This is a genomic window from Actinophytocola sp. (genome assembly GCF_036378875.1).
GTDB lineage: Bacteria > Actinomycetota > Actinomycetes > Mycobacteriales > Pseudonocardiaceae > Actinophytocola.
On the sequence record NZ_DASUVO010000002.1, the window covers coordinates 74778 to 94071 of the forward strand.

At 70.2% G+C, this 19294-nt stretch carries 18 protein-coding genes; 8 read left to right on the plus strand and 10 right to left on the minus strand.

Going from position 1 to position 19294, the window contains the following annotated elements; all coding sequences use genetic code 11:
* Positions 1-11: 11 nt before the first annotated feature.
* From VF106_RS00460 to VF106_RS00475, 4 genes are all read right to left on the minus strand, one after another.
* Positions 12-659, minus strand: coding sequence for an RcpC/CpaB family pilus assembly protein (locus VF106_RS00460; RefSeq protein ID WP_330837487.1), 648 nt, complete (start codon positions 657-659; stop codon positions 12-14).
* 133 nt (positions 660-792) lie between these two features.
* Positions 793-1890, minus strand: coding sequence for a TadE/TadG family type IV pilus assembly protein (locus VF106_RS00465; RefSeq protein ID WP_330837488.1), 1098 nt, complete (start codon positions 1888-1890; stop codon positions 793-795).
* Positions 1878-2285, minus strand: a complete 408-nt coding sequence (locus VF106_RS00470; RefSeq protein ID WP_330837489.1) for a TadE/TadG family type IV pilus assembly protein — start codon at positions 2283-2285, stop codon at positions 1878-1880. The genes VF106_RS00465 and VF106_RS00470 overlap by 13 nt, the downstream gene beginning before the upstream one ends.
* Positions 2282-2491 carry a Flp family type IVb pilin gene (locus VF106_RS00475; protein WP_330837490.1) on the minus strand — a complete coding sequence of 70 codons (210 nt, stop codon included), beginning with the start codon at positions 2489-2491 and terminating at the stop codon, positions 2282-2284. Before VF106_RS00475 ends, VF106_RS00470 begins: the two co-directional genes overlap by 4 nt.
* Before the next feature lie 222 nt (positions 2492-2713).
* On the opposite strand from VF106_RS00475, the gene VF106_RS00480 reads away from it, so the two are divergent.
* On the plus strand, positions 2714-3454 hold the full coding sequence (locus tag VF106_RS00480; protein ID WP_330837491.1) for a prepilin peptidase: 741 nt from the start codon (positions 2714-2716) through the stop codon (positions 3452-3454).
* 104 nt (positions 3455-3558) lie between these two features.
* On the opposite strand, the gene VF106_RS00485 is transcribed toward VF106_RS00480, so the two are convergent.
* The 3 genes from VF106_RS00485 to VF106_RS00495 form a co-directional block, all read right to left on the minus strand.
* A complete protein-coding gene (locus VF106_RS00485) occupies positions 3559-4809 on the minus strand; it encodes a sensor histidine kinase (RefSeq protein WP_330837492.1) in 1251 nt (416 codons plus the stop codon).
* A 96-nt stretch (positions 4810-4905) separates the two neighbouring features.
* Entirely contained in the window at positions 4906-5460 is a 555-nt protein-coding gene (locus VF106_RS00490; protein ID WP_330837493.1) for a helix-turn-helix domain-containing protein, read from the minus strand.
* A gap of 127 nt (positions 5461-5587) precedes the next feature.
* On the minus strand, positions 5588-6754 hold the full coding sequence (locus tag VF106_RS00495) for a PAS domain-containing sensor histidine kinase (RefSeq protein ID WP_330837494.1): 1167 nt from the start codon (positions 6752-6754) through the stop codon (positions 5588-5590).
* Between the two features lie 216 nt (positions 6755-6970).
* On the opposite strand from VF106_RS00495, the gene VF106_RS00500 reads away from it, so the two are divergent.
* The 7 genes from VF106_RS00500 to VF106_RS00530 all read left to right on the plus strand — a co-directional run bounded on the left by VF106_RS00500 (position 6971) and on the right by VF106_RS00530 (position 15358).
* Positions 6971-7657: a response regulator transcription factor gene (locus tag VF106_RS00500; protein ID WP_330837495.1), complete on the plus strand. Its 687-nt coding sequence runs from the start codon at positions 6971-6973 to the stop codon at positions 7655-7657.
* A 107-nt stretch (positions 7658-7764) separates the two neighbouring features.
* The gene (locus tag VF106_RS00505) at positions 7765-8988 is read left to right on the plus strand and encodes a GAF domain-containing sensor histidine kinase (RefSeq protein ID WP_330837496.1); all 1224 of its coding nucleotides are present in this window, start codon (positions 7765-7767) and stop codon (positions 8986-8988) included.
* Positions 8989-9139: 151 nt separating this feature from the next.
* Entirely contained in the window at positions 9140-9682 is a 543-nt protein-coding gene (locus VF106_RS00510; protein ID WP_330837497.1) for a hypothetical protein, read from the plus strand.
* A gap of 149 nt (positions 9683-9831) precedes the next feature.
* Positions 9832-10383, plus strand: coding sequence for a hypothetical protein (locus tag VF106_RS00515; RefSeq protein WP_330837498.1), 552 nt, complete (start codon positions 9832-9834; stop codon positions 10381-10383).
* Positions 10384-10402: 19 nt separating this feature from the next.
* A complete protein-coding gene (locus VF106_RS00520) occupies positions 10403-11407 on the plus strand; it encodes a lamin tail domain-containing protein (RefSeq protein ID WP_330837499.1) in 1005 nt (334 codons plus the stop codon).
* A gap of 20 nt (positions 11408-11427) precedes the next feature.
* On the plus strand, positions 11428-13857 hold the full coding sequence (locus VF106_RS00525; RefSeq protein WP_330837500.1) for a putative Ig domain-containing protein: 2430 nt from the start codon (positions 11428-11430) through the stop codon (positions 13855-13857).
* 16 nt (positions 13858-13873) lie between these two features.
* The gene (locus VF106_RS00530) at positions 13874-15358 is read left to right on the plus strand and encodes an ATP-binding protein (protein WP_330837501.1); all 1485 of its coding nucleotides are present in this window, start codon (positions 13874-13876) and stop codon (positions 15356-15358) included.
* A gap of 69 nt (positions 15359-15427) precedes the next feature.
* Here the strand turns inward: VF106_RS00530 and VF106_RS00535 are convergent, their stop codons facing one another.
* The 3 genes from VF106_RS00535 to VF106_RS00545 form a co-directional block, all read right to left on the minus strand.
* Positions 15428-15727 carry a hypothetical protein gene (locus tag VF106_RS00535; RefSeq protein WP_330837502.1) on the minus strand — a complete coding sequence of 100 codons (300 nt, stop codon included), beginning with the start codon at positions 15725-15727 and terminating at the stop codon, positions 15428-15430.
* Positions 15728-15744: 17 nt separating this feature from the next.
* Complete coding sequence (locus tag VF106_RS00540; protein ID WP_330837503.1) at positions 15745-16134, minus strand: hypothetical protein; 390 nt, start codon at positions 16132-16134, stop codon at positions 15745-15747.
* A gap of 153 nt (positions 16135-16287) precedes the next feature.
* Positions 16288-18846, minus strand: coding sequence for a winged helix-turn-helix domain-containing protein (locus tag VF106_RS00545; RefSeq protein WP_330837504.1), 2559 nt, complete (start codon positions 18844-18846; stop codon positions 16288-16290).
* Between the last annotated feature and the right edge of the window lie 448 nt (positions 18847-19294).

Consider the following 19294-nt stretch of genomic DNA (forward strand, 5'->3'; position numbering starts at 1 on the left):
TGTTTCCCTTGTCAGGCTTCGCGGAGAAGTGCGAGGTGGAGCGACGCGGCCCGGTGGACGAGCAGTTCGGCTTCTTCGGCGCTCGCCGCGAAGGTCAGCAGCACGCCGGCCGCCGCGTCCGGTGCGGGTTGACCGTCCACTTCGGCCGGGCCGACCGCGAGGACGGCGATCCGCGGGATCAGCAGAAGGGGTCGGGCACCGTCGGTGCCGGTGTCGAACACCGCGACCTCGGCGCCGGGCGTCACGTAGCCGGCGACGTCCTGCGGCAGTCCCAACTGGACGGTGACCGCGACCCTGCCGGCCGGGATGGGCAGCGGGCTCGACGCCGGCGCCTTGTCGACGAACAGCGTGCGCAGCACGAGCTGGCCGGGCTGGATGTCCGCGGCCGCGACCAGTGGGGCCACGTCCGGACCCACCGCGCCGAGCGCGTCGGCCGGCACCGAGTCCACCGGCATCGGCTCGGCCCGCAGCACACCGGACCGCTGGGCGTCGCCGGCGCTGGTGCCCGCCGGCACCAACTGGTCGGCGACCAGCACGGTCACCGCGTTCTTGCCGGCGAGCGCCCGGGCGTCGGCCTGCCGGACGTAGTACACGACCGCGAGGGTGCCGACCGTGGCGAGCACGAGCGACAGCCCGAAAACCAGTGCAGATCGTTTCATGACCCCGCCGCGCCCGCTCCGTGGTGCCGGAACGCTCCGCAGGCTCCGCTCCTCCGGCACCCTCCGCAGGCGCGGCGGCGCCCTGGTTTCCGATGATTCGCTACGCAAGCTTCGCTCATGTGGACTGTCCATTTCAGCCGAGCAGCTGGACGGTGGTGGCGCCCATGTCCGGACCGCCGAGCGCGGTCGCGGTCGTGATCAGGTCGCGGGTGAAGTAGCCGGACACGCACTTCTCGTCACCGGTGCACGGCTTGCGGTTGGTCAACGTCGACGCGGCCGGCTGGCCGGTCAGGTTGTATCCGGTGATCACGAACGAGGCGAAGCCCCGCAGGTGGTAGTAGCCGTTGTGGCCGGTGCCGCCCGCGCCGTCGAACACCGGCACGAGCACGGTCTCGCGGTTGGTCCTGGCACTGTCCAGTACGGCCCGGCACGCGTGCGACACACCGAGTCCCGTGCTGTCCTGGTAGGTCCCGGTGATGTCGACCTGCGTCTGACACGCGCCGGTGTCGTCGTTGAGCCATCCGAAGCCGCCCGGCAGGTCCCAACCGGACGGTCCGCCAGCACACGCGAGGCCGCTGCCGTGCAGGATGAGCACGCGCTCCACGCTCGCCGACACGGTGGCCGGCGGCGCCTGCGCGAACACCGAGCCGGACGAGGTGGCGGCCTGCCACTCGCACAGCGAGATCGTCATGCCGAGCCCTTGTGCGGCGCGCGGGCCACCCCACGCCGCCCTGGCGCACGCGAGCACGCCCCGACCGTCGTAGGACTCGCCGAGCAGGACCCGGCCGAACACGGGAGGCAGCACAGTGGACCCGTCCGTCAGCCGGGTGCTCGTGCGTACCTCGACGAAGTTCCCGGCGGCCGGACGCTGGCCGAGGCACGGGCTCTGGCCCTCCGCCGGGCACGCGGTGAGGCGGTTCGCGCCGTCGCGACCGCACACCAGGTTCGCCGTCGACACTCCGTCGGCGGCGTTCGCCCCGCCGTACCGCGTGGCCGTCGCGTAGGGGGTGGTGGGGCAGCCGTCGCCGTCCCCGCAGTCCTGCGCGAGGGCGAACACCGCGGCGTCGGCGCCGTTCTGCAGCTCCGCCCGCTCGGCGCGGAGCTGACCGGAGTCGATCACGAGCGCGCCGATGCCGAGCAGAAGGCTGGCGCACAGCAGCCCCGCGACGAGCACGGTGACCGCGCCGCGGTCCGTGCCGTGCCTCCTCACCCGGTCGATCAACCAAGACACCGCATGACTCCCTTGCCGGTCAACGTGATCGGCGCGCCCGCGGTGCTGTCGCGGAACATGTCGACGAACGCCCCGATGGGTGTGATGAACGTGAACCCGTGGTTCGCGAAGACCACCGCGTCGCTGGCCGCCCCGGGGGTGGCCGGACAGGTGGTGACCGAGACGGCCACACCGGACAGTGGCTCGGCGGCGGAGCGGGTTCTGTCGACCGCGTCCGTGCCGCCGAGCGCGGCGGCCCTGGCGCCCTCGCGGGCGGCCTGGGTGAGCACGATCTGCTCGTTGAGCGCCCGCCCGAAGTCGATCAGACCGAACACCACGAGCAGCAGGAGGGGCAGCACGAGCGCGAACTCGACGGCAGCGGCGCCCCGGTCGTTCGTGCTGCCCCGTCGGATCATGAACCCGAGGTCGGCAGGTTCGTCTCGACCTCGGTGAACATGCCGGCCAGCTTCGGGCCGAGTACGACCAGCACCGCGATCACGGCGATCGCGATCAGACCGATCAGCAACCCGTACTCGACCGCGGACGCTCCGCTCTGGCGATCCCTGGACACCGCCAGCCGCCGCTGAACCCAGTCCTGAACCGCCATGTACATACCGAGCATCTGGTTTCTCCTCAAAGGACTTGGCTGGGGCGACGCTCGCCGCCCGACAACCATTCCTGCGGCACGGAGGCCGCTGCGCACAGCGGGTGACCGGCCAGGAAAACCGCACCCGGTATCGACGGCGACCACCCCGTTGTCGGGCGGTGGACGACAAATGTCGGGCGGCGACCGTTCCACCAGGGAAACACTGGGCACGCACATCACCGCGCCGTACAAGGTGGCATGCACACGGTGGTCATCGCGGTCGGCGCGGTTACCGGCGCGCTCGCCGGAGGATGGTTGCGTGCCGTGGTCTGGCGACTCGCGGTCGGCCAGGACGAACCAGACCGCGTCGCGTGTGCGGGCTGCGACGCCGTGCTGCTCACCGGCGGGAGTTGGTGGCGCGGCAGGCTCGCGACGACCGGCCGGTGTCCGGGCTGCGGGGCACGCGTGGGAGCGCCGGACGGGTTGATGGAACTCGCGGCAGGGGCGGCGCTCGCGGCGGTGGCCGGCGTGGTCGGACCGCGTCCCGAACTACTCGCCTTCTGGTCACTCACCCTGCTCGGCGTCGCGCTGACCGCGATCGACGTCCGGGTGCACCGGCTACCGGACCGGCTGACCCTGCCCGCATACCCGGTGCTGGCCGCACTCCTGGCCGCCGCGGCCGTCGTGAGCGGGGAGTGGGCGCGGCTGGGGGTGGCCGTTGCCGCCGGCGCGGCGACGGGACTCGCTTACCTGGCGCTGGTTCTGCTCCGGCCGGACCAACTGGGTCTCGGCGACGCGAAGCTCGCCGGTCTGCTCGGCGCCGCCCTCGGGTGGTTCGGCTGGATGCCGGCCCTGCTCGCGACCGCCCTCGCCTTCGCCGGCTGCGCGGTGGTGGGGCTGGGTCTGCTCGTCACCCGGCGTGGCGGCCTGCGCACGGCGGTGCCGCTCGGTCCGTTCATGGTCGCGGGTGCGCTCGCCGCGCTGCTCATGACTCTCTGACACAGGCCGACCTCGATCGGTGGACTGTCCCAACGGGACGGTTATCTCCCCGTGATCTCGGGTAGCCGAGATTATGTACGCCGCGTTGTTGACGCCGATACTCGTCATGCTCTTCGCGCTCGGAATCGAGCGTCTTGAGCGGCGGGTCGTCGGCCCCGTTGCCCTTGCTCCGGCACGATCCCATCCTCGGTGGACAGTGGCCTTGCCGTCAGTGGCAAGGACAGTACGAAACAGGCCCCGAGTTCCCATGGTTCGTAGTGGACGTCCCCGCCGTGGGCCCGCGCCAGTTCACGTGCGATCGACAGTCCGTCGGAGAACCGGGTGAACAACCGGGGTAGGAGTTCCTGGGGGACACCCGGACCGAAGTCGCGCACCTCGACGCGCACCACGTCGGCACGGCGTTCAGCGCTCACACGGACCGGAGGCCCGGCGTGTGTGAAGGCGTTCGCGACGAGGTTGACCAGGATCTGCTCGAGCCGGTCCTGGTCCGCCGTGACCGTCAGCGCGGGGTCGATGTCCACCTGCACGTCAGCGGCCGCCCCGCCGAGATACGTCAGCACCTCGTCCATCTGATGGGCCAGCCGCACCTCGCGCCGGTCGAGGCGCAGCGTATCCACGCGCTCGTCGAGCAGACTCGTAGCAAGCCCGCGGACCCGTTCGACCTGACGCCGCGCGGCCGTCAGTGCCGCGTCCTGTCGTTCACGGGGGAGTTCGTCGCGTAGCGAGTCGAGTGCGAGCTGTGCCGCCGCCAGAGGACATCGCACGTCACGCGCCACTGTGGACACCAGCGCGGCCCGCCACTGCCTGTCGTGGTGGAGCTGCGCCGTGGCCACCCGCAACCGCAGCGTGACGTGTTCCTGGTGGGAAACCTGGTAGGCGATCAGCAGACCGATGCCGACCAACGCCGGCATCATCACGAACACACTGCCCACGACCGGGTCGGGCTGGCCGGCGGCGAGCAACGGAACCACATAGGCGACACACCCGGGCACCGCCACCACGACCACCACGGTGGGCGAGAAGTTCAGCCCGAGCCACACGAACAGCAGCATGAACAACGGCGCGGTGCCGATCGCGACACCACCCGTCGCCCACGTGGCCGACCCGAGGACTCCCAACGCGGGCAACGACAACAGCAGTACCCGGCGCCGGCCCCAGCGTCGCCACGGCAGCCGCCAGGCCACCACGGCGATCGCGCCGTCGAGCACCGCGAGCACGCCGAGCGGCACGGCCCGGTCGGGAAAGCTCAGCGTGCTGGCCACCGTGACCAACCCGGCCACCGTGAACAGCAGCGAAGCCTGGCGCGCAGCGGACTCCGCACCCCGTCCCCACAATCGACTGCTCAGTGACCGCACGAGCCGAGGGTAGGAGCAGGTGTCGGGACACCACATCGACCGATCCCGCAGAACACTCCATCGAGCGACACCGGCCTTTGTGGACTTTACGGTCGGTTACTCCGGTGCGGCGTCAGGGCACAGCTGCTCCACCCGCACGGCCAACCCGGCCCCGTTGAGACTGCCGGGGGTAGGCATGCTGGGCGCGAACCGGGAGAGCCGAGCCGCGAGTTCGGACTGCTCACAGCCCATGACATCAGCGAGTTCCAACACGGCGGCGGGCACCAGCTCGACGATGCCGTCCGGGTGCCGGCCGAGCTTGTTGCTCGCCCACTGGGCCAGCGGCGGCTCCTGCGGCCGCTGATCGTTCAACAGCGCGTGCAGATCGACCTGTAGAGCCAGGTTCTCCAGCAGAAGGCGCGCCCGCTGCAGCGCCAGGTTCAACACGCTGGACGCGGTCACCCCCAGAGCCTCACACAGCTCCAGTAGTCGCAGCACCGACAGCTGCCGCGTGCCGTGCTCGTAGGACAGCAGGGTGCGTTCACCGATACCGGACGGGAGAAGCGCCACGACCTGTGCCCGAGTCCAGCCACGCGCGTCCCGTGCCCGGCGCAACTCCTCGCCGATGGCTCGGGCGACGGCGTTGGCGACTGACTTGTCCTGAACCTTCACCAGGGTTCTCCTTGCTCACACTTGCCGGAGGTGCACGCAAACGGCTCGCGACGACGACGCGGCTCACGAGTCTCGGGCAGTTGTGTACGCGTGAACACGCAAAACGGCAACTCGGAGCGTGGTGTCCTCAGCGCGTTCGGTTGCCGGAAAGATCCCGCATGGGCAGTTCGACGCGGACGATGTGGTCGCCGTCCTCGGGTGGTTTGATGTCGAGACTGCCGCCGTGCCGTTCGGCGATGGCCCTCGCGAGGGTGATGCCGAGTCCGGAGCCGATCGCCTGGGTGCCGGGTTCGGCCTGCGGTGCGCGGGTGAACAGCAACGAGTCGGTGCTGGCGTGCGGTCGGTGGTTGGCGATCTCGACCGCCCACCTACCTTCCTCGTCATCCGTCTCGACCCGGACGTCCACGACCGAACCGTTACCGGAGCTGCTGATGACCGACACGATGGCGTGGTGGAGCATCTGGCCGATCAGCTTCTCGTCGCCGGTCATGACGACCCGACTCGTCGCGTCGGTGACCAGACGCAGTTGGACGGAAAGGAAGTCGGCGGTGGACGTGGCGCCGGTGACCTTACGCCGCAGCAGCTCGGTGAGATCGAAGTCGCCGATCTCCAGCGGGAAGTCACCGGACTCCACCCTCGCCAGCAGAAGCAGCGTCTCCACGAGCGCGTTCATGCGTTCCACGTTGCGCCGCACGGCTTCGGCGATGACGTCGTCCTCCCCGGCCATGCCGGCTGTGAGCAACTCGGTCAACCCCGTCAACGCGGTCAGCGGAGTCCGCAGCTCGTGCGACAGGGTGGCGAGGAACTCGGTCTTCAGCGTCGCCAACCGGGACAGCTCCTCGTTGCGCCGCTCCAGTGTGCGCCTGGCCGCGGTGCGTTCGGTGGCGTTCCGGATGCCCCACAGCCGGCCGAGCAACCTGCCGTCCTCGACGATCGGGACGAAGTCCACCTCGACCGTCTGATCGGTACCGAGGGCCAGTTCGACACCGTGCAGCGGCTCGCCGCTCTCCACGCAGACGCGGATGAACTCGTCCACCTCCCGGTAGTCCTCTTCCGGACGGACACGCAGTTTGAGCATGTCCCCCGCGTTCATCCCGACGAGTTGCTTCGGCGTGGCACGGACCTCGAGCTGGGAGATCAGCGCATCGTTGGCCATCAGCACGATTCGGTCCACGTTCACCATGAGGATGCCGGTCTGCAGGCCGCGGACCATCGGTTCCATGTAGGTGGCGAGGTTGAGGATCTCGGACTCACCGGTGTGTTCGCTAAGCGCACTCGGTGGGATGTCCGTCATCGTGCCGTCCTTTCGCGCCGCCTCGTTGCGGTGTGGTTTCCAGTGTGGGGGATCGACCGTACCGGCTGTGCGGTCGGCAACCGTTTCGCACCGCGACAGCAACCTGATACTCACCTATTGCGGGTGAATACGGGTGGATCACGGCTTTGCCGGCTGCCGGCCAACGCGGTGACACCTATCGTGACGCCATCGGATCGGCGAGGCGGGGTGAGCACCATGAGCAGAGTGTTGGTGGTGGAGGACGAGCCCGACATCGCGATGGTCCTCAGGATGCTCCTGGAACGCGCCGGTCACGAGGTCGCCCACGGGGCAGACGGCCGGCAGGGTCTGCGGATGATGCACGAGAAGAGACCCGACCTGGTCCTGTTGGACATCGGCCTGCCGGTGATGGACGGGTGGGTCGTGCTCGAGCGTATCCGGGACGTCAGCGAGGTGCCGGTGCTGCTGCTGACCGCGCACGGCCTCGAAGCCGACAAGGTGCGCGGCCTGCGTGGCGGCGCCGACGACTACCTCACGAAACCGTTCTCCAGCAAGGAGTTGCTCGCCAGGGTCGAGGCACTGCTGCGCCGCGCGGACCGCGCGAGCGCGGAGGCGGGCACCGAGGTCTACGACGACGGCACGTTGCGGGTGGACCACCGAGCACGACGTGTCTACGCGAGCGGAGACGAGATCGAGGTCAACGCCACCGAGTACCGCCTGCTGTCCACTTTCGTCCGCCACCGCGACGCGGTCTTGTCCCCACGCCAGTTGCTTCGCCTGGTGTGGGACGACGAATCCGGTGTCGGGGCGGACCGCGTCAAGTTCGCCATCCTTCGCCTGCGCCGCAAACTCGGTTGGTCCGCGGACGACTCACCCATTCGAGCCGCCCGTGGAATGGGGTATCGGTACTCTCCGCCGAGATAGGGGACGCCACGCCCCGCTGATAGTCCACTTTGGAACGCGGGGTGAATCAGCCGATCGTGCTGGCTCTCGTGGGTGCTCTTGGTGCGGGTTGCGCCGATACTGGATCGGTGACTGTGGGGCAGGTGGCGGTTGAGCAGTGGGCCGCGGAGGTCAATCGGATTTCCGCGCTGCGTGCGTTGCGGCGCCAGGGTGCGCCGCGGATGGCGCACCTGGATCGCATCACCCGGTTGGCCCGGCACGTGCTGGGGATGCCCGTCGCGTTCCTGTGTGTGCGTGACGCGGATGATTCCTGGATCACCTCCGGTGCCGGCCTTGCCAAGGCCTACACGGAACGTGCGGTGTCACTGAGCGTCGAGGTCGTCGGTCCAGAGCCGGTGACCGAGATCCTTGACCTGGTTGGGGATCGGAGGTTTGCCGAGCACCCGATGGTCACTCGCGCGCCCGCGGTTCGTTCCTGTGTCGCCGCACCTGTTCGGGCGCCGTCCGGTCGGGTCGTCGGTGTGCTGTCCGTGTTCGACACGTGTACGCGGGATCCGCTCTCCGGGGCCGAACGGTCGCGGCTGGCCGATCTCGTGGCGTGGGCCGAACTGGAATGTGCCATGGCGCAGGCGGGTCTTGGTCTACAGGAGACGTTTCGAACCCAACGGGACCTCGTTGCGGTGGTCAGCCACGAGCTGCGTACCCCGCTGACCTCGGTGCACAGCTCGTTGGAACTGCTCGCCTCTGGCCTGATCGGGGTGGTGCCGCGACCTGCCGGCGAGCTGATGGAGGTCGCCGTGCAGAACATCGAGCGGCTGGTGCGGCTGATCAACGACGTGCTCGACCTGTCGCGCGCACAGCGTGGCGAGCTGCGGTTGCGGCTCGGGGACGTGGCGCTGGACGACGTCATCCACCAGGCTTTGGGTGCGGTGGCCGGCATCGCCGAACGTGCCGCGGTCCCGGTGGTCGTCCATCCCGGTGGTGCCCTGGTGCGTGGGGACGCCGACCGTCTGGTCCAGGTGGTGACCAACCTGTTGGCCAACGCCGTCTCGCTGTCGCCGCCCGGCGTGGCGGTCGAGGTGCGTTGCGAGGACGGCGATTCGCACGCGGTGATACGGGTGATCGACCGGGGGCCCGGGCTGGCGGAGGAGCAGCTCGACCGGATCTTCGAGCCGTTCGTCCAGGACAGCGTCGAGGGCCGGCCGGGAGCGGGGCTCGGGTTGGCCATCACCCGCGGCATCGTGGAGTCCCACGGTGGCACCGTGTCGGCGCGGTCCGCGCCAGGGGCCGGTGCGACGTTCACCGTTTCCCTGCCCGTCGGCGGTCCTCGGGACGACCGCCCGTGGTGGTGACCACCGAACGTCACCCTTTCCGGGATCTCCCTCACCTGTTTCGGATGAAGACACGAACGATCACCTTGACCAGGGTGATCGACATCAGAGCTGTACGAGGAAGAGGCAGTTTCTCGTACCGCAGCTGCCATCCGAACATGAGAGGAAACCCATGCGAAGTGCCAAGGCGGCCGTGGTTGCCGGTGCCGCACTCCTGATGCTCGCGTTAGTGGCCAACCCCGCGTCGGCCGACCCGATGGACTGCCCACCGCCCGGAAGCGGCGGCGGGGGCACGTCCGGCGGTGGTGGCATCACCATCGTGGGAGACGTGACCGTGACCATCGAGGTCAACGTCAACGTGGTGATCGAAGGTGACGTCAACGTGGAGCTCCACATCGACGCGGACGCGGACGCGGACGTTGACACGGCTGCCGATGTCGGTCTTGCCGCTGACGTGAACCTCGATCTGGGTTCGAACGTCGATGCTCACGCCGCCCTGGCCGCGCTCCTCGACTTCCAGGCCAGCCTCGAGGCGGACATCGCGGCCGCCATCGCGGCTGAACTTCAAGCGGAAATCGACGCCGACCTTGGCCTCGACGCGGACGTCGAGGTCGACGCCGCTCTCGACATCGATGCCAACCTCGGCATCACAGCCGACGTCGACGCCGACGTGACGGTGGACGCCGACAGTCTTATCGGCCTACACATCCTCTGATTCGCTGATGCCCTCCCCACGCGCTCACCGGTGTGTTGAGACGTCTCGCTGGCACGTGCCCTCCGACTCGTGCCAGCGAGGCACCACCCTTTCCGCACGACCCGCTTTCCGGTCCCAGCCAAAGCAATCGAGCTGTTGGAGGTACCCGCATGCGTAGCGGCAGAAGGTCCGTCCTGGGCGGCGGCGTGGCATTGCTGGTGGCAGCGCTGACGGCCCTACCGGCCGTGGCGGACGACACGACCGTGACCTTCACGGTGACCGCCGGCGCCCTGGACATCACGGTCCCCGGGTCGGCCAGCCTCGGCCCCGGTGCGCCGGGTGGGGTCATCAACGGCCAACTCGGCGTGGTGACCGTCACCGACCTGCGGGCCTCGGCGAACGCGTCGTGGACCGTGACCGTGACGTCCACCGACTTCACCACCGGCGCCGGCGCCGCGTCACAGACGACCCTCGCCACGGAGGTCGACTACTGGTCCGGTCCGGCCATCACCACCACCGGCAACGGCGACTTCACCCCTGGCCAGCTCGCCGCGGGTGACCGGGTGCCGCTGAACAACGCGCCGACGACGGTCACCGCGTTCACGCACTCCGGTGGCACCGGGAACAACACGGTGACGTGGAACCCGACCCTCTCGGTCCGCGTGCCGTTGGACAGCCAGGCCGGTGCCTACACCGGGACGGTGACACATTCGGTGGCGTAGTCCGTGGCACCCGTTCGGTTTGGCCGCACTGACGTTGGTGTGTCTCGCCGGCGCCGGCCAGCCGGCGGGTGCCGGCGAGGCGGATCCCGCGCCCAGTGGGGGCGGGGTCGGCATCCGGTTGCTGGACGCGCCGGTGAGCCGGCGCGACGACCCCCGCGCGTCCCGCTACATCGTCGACCATCTGTCCCCCGGGACGGTGATCCAGCGGAGAGTCCTCGTGGCGAACGCGTCCGAGAACCCTTACCTCGTCGAACTCTACCCGGCGGCCGCCATGGTCGAGCGCGGCCGGTTCGTCTTCGGTGCCGACCGGCTCGCCAACGACCTGTCCTCGTGGATGTCGGTTGAGCCGGCGGCGCTGGACCTGGCGCCAGGCGAGGAGATGCCGGCGGTGGTGACGGTCAACGTGCCGCGGACGGCGTCGGCGGGAGAGCGGTACGCGGTGGTGTGGGCGTCGGTCGCGTCCGAACCGGAGCGGCCGGGCTACGTGCGTCAGGTCCAGCGGATCGGTGTCCGGGTCTACCTCGAGGTGGGCATGGGCGGCGAGTCCCCGTCCACCTTCGGGTTCGGCCCGCTCAGGGCCGACCGGGACGTGCACGGCTTCCCGATGGTCTCGGTCAAGGTCGTCAACACCGGCGGCCGGGCACTGGACCTGTCCGGCACGGCCGAGCTCACCGACGGTCCGGCCGGGACGCGTGCCGGGCCGTTCAAGGTGCCGAACGGCACGACACTCGGCCCAGGACAGTCCAGCACGGTCACCGTGCGGTTCCCTCGTGAGCTGCCGGACGGGCCGTGGACCATCGCCGTCCATCTCGAGAGCGGCACGGTGAAGAACTCGATGACCGCGCGGATCACCTTCGCCGGCAGTACCGGCGAACCCGTCGACGGACCGGCGATCCCGTGGTTGGCGATCGTCGGCACCGCGCTGGGAATCGCGTTGCTCATGGTCTCCGGTCTTGTGCGCCGCGGCCGCCGCTCGTACAGCCATGTCCCTGACGAGGCACGCACGCCGCCCATGTCGGCATAGGAGATCTTGGAGGGTTTCGGATGTCGGCGCCGTCGCGAGCCACGACGGGTAGCGGACGACTGGCCGCGATCCTGCTCGCAATGATCATCGCGGCCAACTCCGTCGTGGCGCACGCCGCCGTGACGACGTTGTTCGACAAGGGTTTTCACGACAACCAGGCCGGCGGTACCGGCATTATCGCGAAGCCTCTTCTGCCGGCCGGCGCCACCGGGACGAACCACGCCTGTCTCACGTCACCCGGCAACATCCTGACCGGTGTCGTACGCAGCTGCACCACGTTCAACGACACGCTGGGCCAGGGAAAGCTTCGCCTCACCGACACCACAGCGTCCCGGCTCGGCGGGGTATTCGGGACCGGGGCGACCACCAACTACGACATGCAGAACAACAAGGCCATCCACGCGACCTTCAACGTCTACCAGTACGGCGGGACCGAAGGGGACGGTCTCACGTTCACCTTCGCCGCCGCCGACCCGGGTGCCAAGCCGGCGCCGGCCACTCTCGGGCAGAGCGGTGGTTCGCTCGGCGTCGCCCCGGTGCGCTCCAGCGGGCTGGTCGGGTTGCCGAACGTCTACCTGAGCTTCGGCTTCGACACGGCCGGCGCGTTCAGCACAACGGATCGGCAGGGGGCCGCGTGCGCGGCCCAGACCTACATCACGACCGGCACGAACATCCCCGGCCAGGTCGTGGTGCGCGGTCCGGGGGCTGGCACGACCGGGTACTGCGGGATCAACAGCACGGCGACCGACGCCACGTCCCCCGCGCTCACGCTGCGTGCCGCGACCCGAGCGGAGTCGGCGATGCCGGTGGAGGTCGTGCTCAACCCCTCCTCGGGGACGGTCCGCACCACATCGGGGCTGACCGTGCCGTCGGGGCAGTACCTGGTCAAGGTCACCACGGTCGGCGGCACGGTCCGGACCCTGAACGGGACGTTGCCCACCGTGCCCACCGCGTTGTACCCGGCGCCGAGCTGGCTCAACGGTGGGTATCCCAAGTTCCTCAACTTCGGCTGGACCGCGTCGAACGGCACCACGACCGACTTCCACGAGCTCGACGACGCCAGGGTCCAAACCATCGACCCGGCCCCGGTACTGACCGTCTCGCAGACGAGCCAGGTCGCGACGTCGCCGCAGCAGGGCGACCCGGTCACCTACACGATCACGCCGGCGGTGGCCGCGGGCAACCCCGGCACCGCGCCCGTCACCGTCACCCAGACACTGCCGGCCGGGGTCGTGCCGCTGGGTGCCTACGGCACTGGTTGGGTGTGCCAGGCGCCCAGCGGGCAGACCATCAGCTGTACCAACAGCAACACACCGTTCGCCGCGGGCGCCTCGCTGCCGGTCATCACCGTCGTCGCGATCGTCACCGCCGCCGGAGTCACCCCAACCTCGGTCCAGAGCGGCACATCGGTGACGGCGACCGCGAGTGACGCCGTGACCGGCACCGCGTCCTCGGCACCGGCGGGCACGCTCGGGACGGCGCCGACGGGGGTCGCCGTGAGCCCGACCAGCGGCCCGTTGGCCGGTGGGAACAGCGTGACCGTCAGCGGCACGAACATCACCACGGCCACCGCGGTCGAATTCGGGACCACCGCCCAGTTCCAGGCCGGCACCCCGACCGTGTTCCTGCCCTGCCCGTCCGGGCCCGCGGCCGGCTGCTTCACGGTGAGCGGCGCCACCCTGCAGATCTCCGCCATGCCCGCACACGCCGCCGGGGAGGTGCAGGTCAAGGTCGTCACGCAGGGTGTCGCCGGATCGGCGACCTACACCTACGTCGACCTCGCACTGACCTTCGGGCCACCGCCCGCCGGCACCGTCGGCGTCGCGTACGCCACGACTCTCACGGCGACGGGTGGGCAGACCCCGTACACCTGGTCGGTGACGGCCGGCAGCCTGCCGCCCGGTCTGCAGCTCGGCGCCGCCACCGGCGCGATCACCGGAACTCCGACGGTGGCCGGCACGTTCGCGTTCACCGTCCAGGTCGCCGACGCCGGCAGCGGGACGGCCACGCAGGCGACGTCGATCACCGTCAACGCCGGCCTGCTGTCGCTCAGCGTGCCGTCGTCCGTGGACCTCGGCCCGGCCGCGTCCGGCGCCGCCACGCTGAGCGCGGCGCTCGGCACGGTCACGGTCACCGACAACCGCGGGGCCTCGTCGGCCGCGTGGCAGGTGACCGTCAGCGCCACCACGTTCACGACCGGAGCGGGCGGGAGCGGGCAGACGATCCCCGCCGCCCGTATCGCCTACGACACCGGCACCTGGGGCAGCAGCGGCACGGGCACGTTCGTCCCGGCGAGCCTCCCCAACGGGGCCCTGCCCGGCGTCGGCGCGTCCTGGACCGGCGGTGTCGGCGCGAACTCGGCGACCTGGAACCCCAACCTGACGTTCACCTTCGTCCAGTCGCAGGTGGCCGGCCAGTACTCGGGCGTCATCACGCATTCCGTGGCCTGAACCGGGAAGGACTCACGTGGCCGACCCCATCCCGCAACCACGACGGACCGCGTCCGACCTGGTGGTGTCGGCGGCCGACCTGCTGGCCGGCCGTGTCTCGCCGGACGAGGCGATCGTCCTGCTCGACGGGTTGCTGACCGCCGGGCACGAGAGCCCGGTCCGCCCCGAGCCGGAACCCGACGACCGCCTGCTCCGGCATGCCCCGTCGGTCGTGCTGCAGCTGTGGCCGGACCGGTGGGTGACACGCACCGCCGCCCTCTCACAGGGTCTCGGTTACCCGCCGGGCGCGCCGCGCGAACCGCTCACCCTCGTCCACCCGGCGGACCGCGGCAAGGCGATGCGCGCGTACGTCGAGACCGCCTCCGGCCGCTCGGCCCGGCGCACGGTGACGCTCCGGGTCCGCGCCACCGACGGGGAACCGCGGATCTTCGAGGCGACGTTCGCCGGTCTGCCAGGGCCGTCGGTCGCGGTGTACGCGCACGACCTGACCGGCTGGCACGCCGACCGCGCACGGCTGCGGGAACTGGTTCCCCGGCTGAACCACGGTGTGATGGTCGTCGACGAGGCCGGCTACGTCCGGTTGACCAATACCACGCTCACGAAGGTGTTCGGGCCACGCGCGGGTTGCTGGACCGGCCAGCACGAGGCGGAGGTCCTGCGCTGGCTCGTCACCAGCTGCCGCGACGTGCCGAAGGCCGGCCAGCGGGTCGCGGCACTGGCGGCGGCCCGCCAGCACCACGCGCTGCGACTCCTCCTCGCGGACGGCCGGACCGTCCACGTCGATCGCACACCGGTCCGGGACGCTGGGCTCGCCCATGGCGCGCTGTGGCGGTTCTGGGACGTGCCGACGCCCGGGAGCACCCGCGAGGAGCCGCGCGTGCTCGCGGCCGTGTCGGAGGAGCTGAGCTCGATCGCGCGGCTCGCCGAGGCACTGTCCAACCCGGCCGAGCGGCACAGCCGGAAGGCGTGGCGGAGCGCGACCGAGGAGATCGCCCGCGACACCCGGCGCGTGCTGACCGTCGTCGACGACCTGCTCTTGCTGTCGCGTTTGGACAGTGGGGAGATTTCCCTGCGCTACGGCGAGGTCGAGGTGCCAGAACTCGTCAGGGCCGCGGTCGCGGACCGAACCGGGGAGGCGGAGGCGGCCGGTGTCATGCTGGCCTGCCGCACGGGCGGCGGCCCGGCCGTGGTCGGCGACGGGAACTGGCTACGGCAGGCGGTCGACAACCTCGTTCGCAACGCCGTGAAGTTCAGCGCGGAGGGCAGCACGGTCGTCGTGTCCGCCCGGCACGAAGGGCCGCGGTGGGCCATCGTGGTCGGCGGCCGGGGGATCGGCATCCCCGCCGCCGATCTCGAACGCGTCAGCCGCGCGGGCGGCGAGGGCAACGGGCTGGGCCTGGTGATCTGCCGGCGGCTGGTCGAACTGCACCACGGCGAGCTGACCGTGGAGCGCACCGGAGGCGCCGGGGTACGGGTGACGATCCCGGTGCGCCGCCCCTGACGTGAGAAGCGATGAAGGACGCCTTCCTCACGCACCCGGTGAGGATGGCGTCCTTCATCGCGCTGGCCTTCAGGACGTGTGGGTCCGGCGGTCGGCCGCCACGATCAGGCAGCGCCTGCACGGTGTCCCTGGCCGCTCCTCGAGGAGATCCACCGAGTCGAGCCGTGCCCGTATGCCGCAGAGGGCCGTGAGGCAGTGGGGCGATCCGGTCACGGCGACGAACACGTGCGTCGTGCGCTGGTCCTCGCCGACCACCCCGGAAACCGGCATGGCCAGCACGACCCGGTGCGTGCGACCGCCGCCGTGCCGTGGCGGCGGCGCGCATGGCCAGTCCAGCGCCGCGTTCGCTGTGTCCGCTGGGTCGTTCACGACACGGGCTCGTTCGGTCAGGCCATGGCGCGGACGACTGTCCCGGCGTTCGTTCCGGTGGCGGGCGGGGCGTGCGTGCAGGCGCACGACTTCTGGGCGGGGAGGACCACCCGGCGGTAGGCCCCGTGCTCGTCCTCGTCGTCCTCGGCGTTCTCCGTCTCGTCGTCGGCGCCAGCCAGGTCGTCCCGACCGACCTCACCGGCGGTCCATGACTCGGCTTGCTGCTCGAACGCCTGTGCCGCGGAACGCACCGCCGCGGAAAGCCACCACGGCAGCTCAGCGCATGCCGCCAGGTCCCGCCACGCTCCCGCCACGGCCCTGGAGGTCTCGGTGACCTCCCTTCCCGGCGCGCTCACGTACTTGCGGTAGGCGTCCTCCCACGAGACGACCAGGTCTTGGGCGACCATGCCAGATCATTCCTCCCAAACGCGTCAAGGCCGCCTACGCGGCCACTTTCGGTTACCGGATGTTGCTCAACGTTCGCGTAGACGCCTGTCCGTGTCTTCACGCGGAATGGGTGAGTGCGCTAACGAACGGGGTATGTGAGCGATGGCGACAGCTCAGAGCAGCCCACGTTGGCGGGCCGCGGTGATGGCCTCCCGCCGGGAGGTCACGCCCAGCTTGCGGTACAGGTTCCGCAGGTGCGTCTTGACGGTGTTGACCGAGAGGTAGAACGACGCCGCGATCTCCTCGAGCGTGGCCAGCGACGGGAGCTCCCTGAGCAGCTGCGCCTCCCTCGGGGTGAGCTCGATCGTGAGGTCCGGCCCGTTGACGGGGATCAGGTGCAGGAGCTTCTCGACGAACTGGTTGAGCCGGCCCAACCGGCCCACCTGCCCGACGAGCAGCTGTCTGACGTCCTGTCCCGCCTCGTAGAACGGGCGCATCGCCCCTCTTGGCGCCGCCAGCTCGATCGCCGTCCGCACGGCGACGGACGCGGTCTGCCGCTCGTTCGCCCGCGAGGCGAGGACCGCGGCGAGGATGTGCGCCTCGATCAACGTGTAGGACGAGCACGTCGGGGTGAGGCCCCGGGTGATGCGCTCCACGAGGCTTCTGGCCGCCGTCACCCGGCCGTGGTGGGCGTGCACCCGGGCGCGGAGCAGGTGTGCGTCGCCCGAGTCGCCGAGCCACGCCGACGCGCGCCGTTCCACCTCCGCCGCCCAGTCGGCCCTGGCCAGCCGCAGCGCCATGCGCTGCTCGATCGACGCGCCCCAGGCCACCAGGCCGGGGTGGACAGGCTCCGCGCGGCCCTGACCAGCCCAGATCGCGCGGAGGCGGACCATCGCGGTCAGCGGGTCGGAGCCGTGTTCGAAGTCGATGGCCTCCCGCAGTACTCGGGTGTACAGCTCGATGTTGTGGTCGACGCTGGCGTCGAGCAGGTCCAGGGCCAGGACCACCAGCTCGCTCGCCCGTTCCATCTCCATGGTCTGGTAGCACGCGCCGGCCGCGACCGTGTAGGCGAAGCAGGACGCGGCCCGCGGCTTCGTCGATCTCTCCTCGGCGAACTCGATGGCCTCCTCGGCGATCCGGCGCATCTCGACGTAGTCACCGTTCGTGCCCGCGATGCCGGCCTGGAAGCTCAGGCAGTGCAGCACGGCGTAGTCGAGCTCGTGTCTCGTGGCCAACTGCAGCACGTGTTCCAGGTCGCGGCTCGCCTCCTCGTGCTTGCCGAGCCAGAACAGCTGGCCGCCCCGGTTGAGCAGGGCGAACACGAGCAAGTCCGTGTCGGACATCTGCGGGATGCGCCGGTCGAGCTCGTCCATCTCCGGCACGAAGCGACCGGCGAGCCTGGCCCACTGGGTGCGCACGACCAGCTCGAGGTCGCGGACACGTGGGTCGCGGTTCGCGGCGAGCTCCTCGGCCAGCCCGGTCAACCGCAGCTCGGCGGCGGCCCGTTCCCCGGTCAACAACTCCACCAGGGCCAGCACCAGGCCGACCTCCGCGCGGGCCTTCGTCGCCGCTGGCACCAGCGCGGTGAGCGCCGACACGAGGGTGAGCTCACCTCGGAGCATGAGTCCCAGTCCGAAGTCGAGCAGCAGGCGGGCGGCGTGCTCGGCGTCCCCGGCCTGCACGGCGTGGTGCGCGGCCGTCGCCGGCCGGCCGTTGCGGGCGTACCAGACCGACGCCAGCCCGTGCAGGTGTGCCAGCGTCGCGGGGGAGTGGTCCTTCATCGTCGCGTACAGATAGGCGCGGAGCAGCGGGTGCTGGCGGTACTGGCCCTCGTCGTCGAGGGACCGGAAGACCATCAGGTTCGACCGTTCCATGTCCCCGAGCACCGAGGGTGCGTCCGGGTGCTGGGTCAGTTCCGCCGCGAGCTCCGGGGTGACGCGGTCCGTCACGGCCGTGGACCGGAGGAGGTGGTGCTGCTCCTCCCGCAGTGAGGCCAGCACCTCGCCGGAGAGGTACTCGGTGACCGCCCGGTCCGTGGTCGCCAGATGGTCCAGTGTGGTCGTGTGGTCCGGTGACTCGGCCAGGGCGGCCGCGGCGAGCCGCACCGCGACCGGCCAGCCCTCGGTGATCGCCATCAGCCGGCCCATGTCCTCGTCACGGAGGCTGACGCCCTGGTCGGCCAGCAGTTCGGCGGTCTCGTCGGTGGTGAAGGCGAGGTCGGCGGCGCGGATCTCCCTGAGCAGTCCCGCGACCCGCAGGCGGTGCACGCCGGTGGCGGGGTACTCCCGTGTGGAGATCACGAGCCGCAGCCGTCTCGGCCTGCGGCGTAGCAGCTCTTCCAGCGACCGCAGCGCGTCGGGATGGCGCAGCCGGTGGAGGTCGTCGAGCACCAGCCACACCTGTTCCGGTTGCCCGTCCACGAGGTCCACGAGCTGGGTCAGGAGCGCGTGCTCGTCGGCCCTCGGTTGGGGGAACGGGTGATCGTCCTGCGCCGAGATCGTGCGGGACACGGCCGCCAGCATGCCGGCGCAGAGCACGGCGGGATCGTCGTCGGCCTCGTCGATGTCGAGCCAGGCGACGGTTCTGGGGCCGTCGGCCCAATTGGACAGCAGAATGGTTTTGCCGTATCCGGGCGGGGCGCAGACGAGGGTGCCGAGTACGTCGGTCCGCTTGTCACTGGAGCGTGGCAGCAGGCCCTCGGCGCGCCGGCGCGTGATGACGCCCTCCGGCAAACGGGGCACCGTAGTCTTCGCCTCTGGCACGTCTGGCCGAATCGCTCGTTTCTGCTGCTCCCTGGACATGAGGTGTCAGGCTAGGAGAACCCATGAACCGTTGTGTACTAGTTGCACACGTTTCTGTAAATATCACCCCACTTGGGTGAGCAGGAAATATGGAAACATCGGCAACGGGCCAGGAAACTGTCGATAGTTCGCTTACAAAATTGTAATTGCTCACCCTTTCGAGGTACTCCCACAAGGGGTACGTCCGATGTGGAGCGAATTCACCCTTGACGGATGAGCCCTTCCCGTCTAGTCCGCGTGATCATTGGTCGGTGGCACCGTGATCACCTCCCCTCGGTGTCGCGCCGACGCGGACTGCGGGGTCCGTGAACGACCGGCGGCCGCCTTGTGCCCCCGACGGCGGCCGTCGGTCCGGCCCGTGCCGCGCGCTGTCGCGGTC